Genomic DNA, 1,889 nt, shown 5'->3' with positions numbered 1-1,889 from the left:
GTCATCGCCCGCTCACCCGGCGATGCGCCGGAGATCGACGGCGTGGTGTTCATTCAGGGTGTAGAAGGTTTAAATCCCGGCGATTTCGTGCAAGTGCGCATTATCGATGCCAGTGACCACGACCTTTGGGCAGAGCCGGTTTGAAATAACCCGCAGGCGCTTTCCTCTTTCTCAGTAGTAGTGGGAGCAGTGGTGAGGGCGAATTCTTCGCCGCGCTTTTGCCAGTCCAATCTGGTGCAATCCCGTTTCGCACGCACAAACCCTGTGCGCATCGCGCGCGGAGGCCAACATAAAAAATTCTCCGCACGGTCATTTCTCCTTAACAATCAACCAGTAATCTCGTCGCCTGTCCACCAAACACGCAGGCATGTTCCTTGCGTGTAGGTCGGGTAGAAGCGTTGGATTTGATCCGCCTGGATCGTTTGATCTGAGAGGTAAATCATGAAATCAATGACCTTGAACCTGCTGACCGGGCTACTGCTTGCCTCGGCATCTTCTGCCACGCTGGCAATGGACGAAAGCGCCTGCCGCGACGGCTACTCCACCATGCTGTTGACCCAGAACGAATGCAAAACCTGGATATCCACCCATGCCAGCCTAGAAAAGCGTGGTGACAATACCGCACTGAAACAGCTGGACGAAAGAATGCGCAACCTGATGGCCGAACGTGCCGAAACCTGTCCCTGTGCCTGGGACCATGCGCTTAAAGAAAAAATGTTGCAGAAGAACGCGGGGTTTTGAGTTTCGTGGCTGGGAAACGGCTTGGTTGTGATGGATGTTTCTGACCCGTATCAGACGGTCGGATGTCAGCGGCTAATAAGTACTCTGGGTCAAGCAACAGGCTTTCAACGTCGAAGCTCAGGGGCGCGCCGCTTGCGGCGCGTCCCTTGGAGCGCAGTGTTAGGTCTCTTGTTGTCCGACATACGTCTTAGCTCCAAAGTGGATTTGATCGCCGACGATTCCGAGGATTGGCGCCCAAGCAAACTTCACACCGTCCGCAGTAAATCGTTTCCCGACGAACTGGACGTATTCCATGTCTGGCTGCACAGTCAGGAGCTGTAGCAACTCAATTCCGACGCGAGTTAACAGACCAACCCCACTTCCAAGTTTCGGTGTGTCCTTTTCTCGCTCAAACATGAGAATTAGGGAGCCGTAGATAAAGTGGCTCATTTCGCCTGCACCGACCGGATTGAAGGAGAACTCAAGGTCGGTTTCAAATATGAGCCCAGCATCCTTCAATGCAAGAATGTCAAGGAACGTGAGACCGCCATCCTTTGTAAATATGTAGGCTTTCGGGTCAATGTAGAAGGCCTTTTCGCTAGAGCGAAGAATGTAGTTCCCGAGTTTGACGAAATTCTCGGCCTCCTTACTCGAAAGGTTACGAAGCACATCCAGCGTGCGCAGAGAAAAAGAACCGGGGCGTTTGATTTCGCCAGCAAGAATGCGCCCCCAAAGGTATTGAAGTTCCTCAGAGGTAATTCCAGATGAAATATCGAAGAACCGGGAGACCCATTCCGGTTCTGGCTTCCCGTCAGGAACCGTAGTTTCTTTCTGTAGTTCCTCGGCCGCATTCGCACAGACGGCCTCGACGTTTTGCTGCTCGCGCTGCTCCTTGTATTGGATTCGGGCAGCTACCCTATGAGGGAGAGCGGGAAAATCTTCAGACTGCGTTTCTGGCGCCAGAACTTTTACTTTTCCATCCTCATATTCAGTATGCGTCAGCAATTTTTTGCTCTCGGCCATAGCCTCGGCAATGACCTTAATTTCATACGCCTTCGCATCAGCAGTCTTCCGAATAAGGTATGGCTTGGAAACATTTCCAATACCGCTGGAGATAACCTCAATCAGTCGCTTTAGTGGTTCGCTCAGGCCTGTAAGATCAGTAATTT

General features: G+C 52.1%; 3 protein-coding genes. 2 read left to right on the top strand and 1 reads right to left on the bottom strand.

The window, feature by feature from the left end:
• Together WBK19_RS03010 and WBK19_RS03005 are read left to right on the top strand one after the other, a co-directional pair.
• On the top strand, positions 1-144 hold a 144-nt coding region (locus WBK19_RS03010), incomplete at its 5' end, for a TRAM domain-containing protein (RefSeq protein ID WP_511286816.1).
• A gap of 297 nt (positions 145-441) precedes the next feature.
• Positions 442-741, top strand: coding sequence for a hypothetical protein (locus WBK19_RS03005; RefSeq protein WP_511286814.1), 300 nt, complete (start codon positions 442-444; stop codon positions 739-741).
• A gap of 159 nt (positions 742-900) precedes the next feature.
• Here WBK19_RS03005 and WBK19_RS03000 read toward each other — a convergent pair.
• The coding region (locus WBK19_RS03000; protein ID WP_511286812.1) for a DUF2806 domain-containing protein at positions 901-1,889 on the bottom strand (989 nt) is incomplete at its 5' end.

The organism is Azonexus sp. (genome assembly GCF_049652925.1).
GTDB lineage: Bacteria > Pseudomonadota > Gammaproteobacteria > Burkholderiales > Rhodocyclaceae > Azonexus.
The sequence above is the reverse complement of the archived record's forward strand: the minus strand, read 5'-3'. Positions and strand labels throughout refer to the sequence as shown.

Bases quoted from the DNA above. Each gene is read 5' to 3' on its own strand.
- WBK19_RS03005 (WP_511286814.1), top strand. From the start codon at position 442: ATGAAATCAATGACCTTGAACCTGCTGACCGGGCTACTGCTTGCCTCG.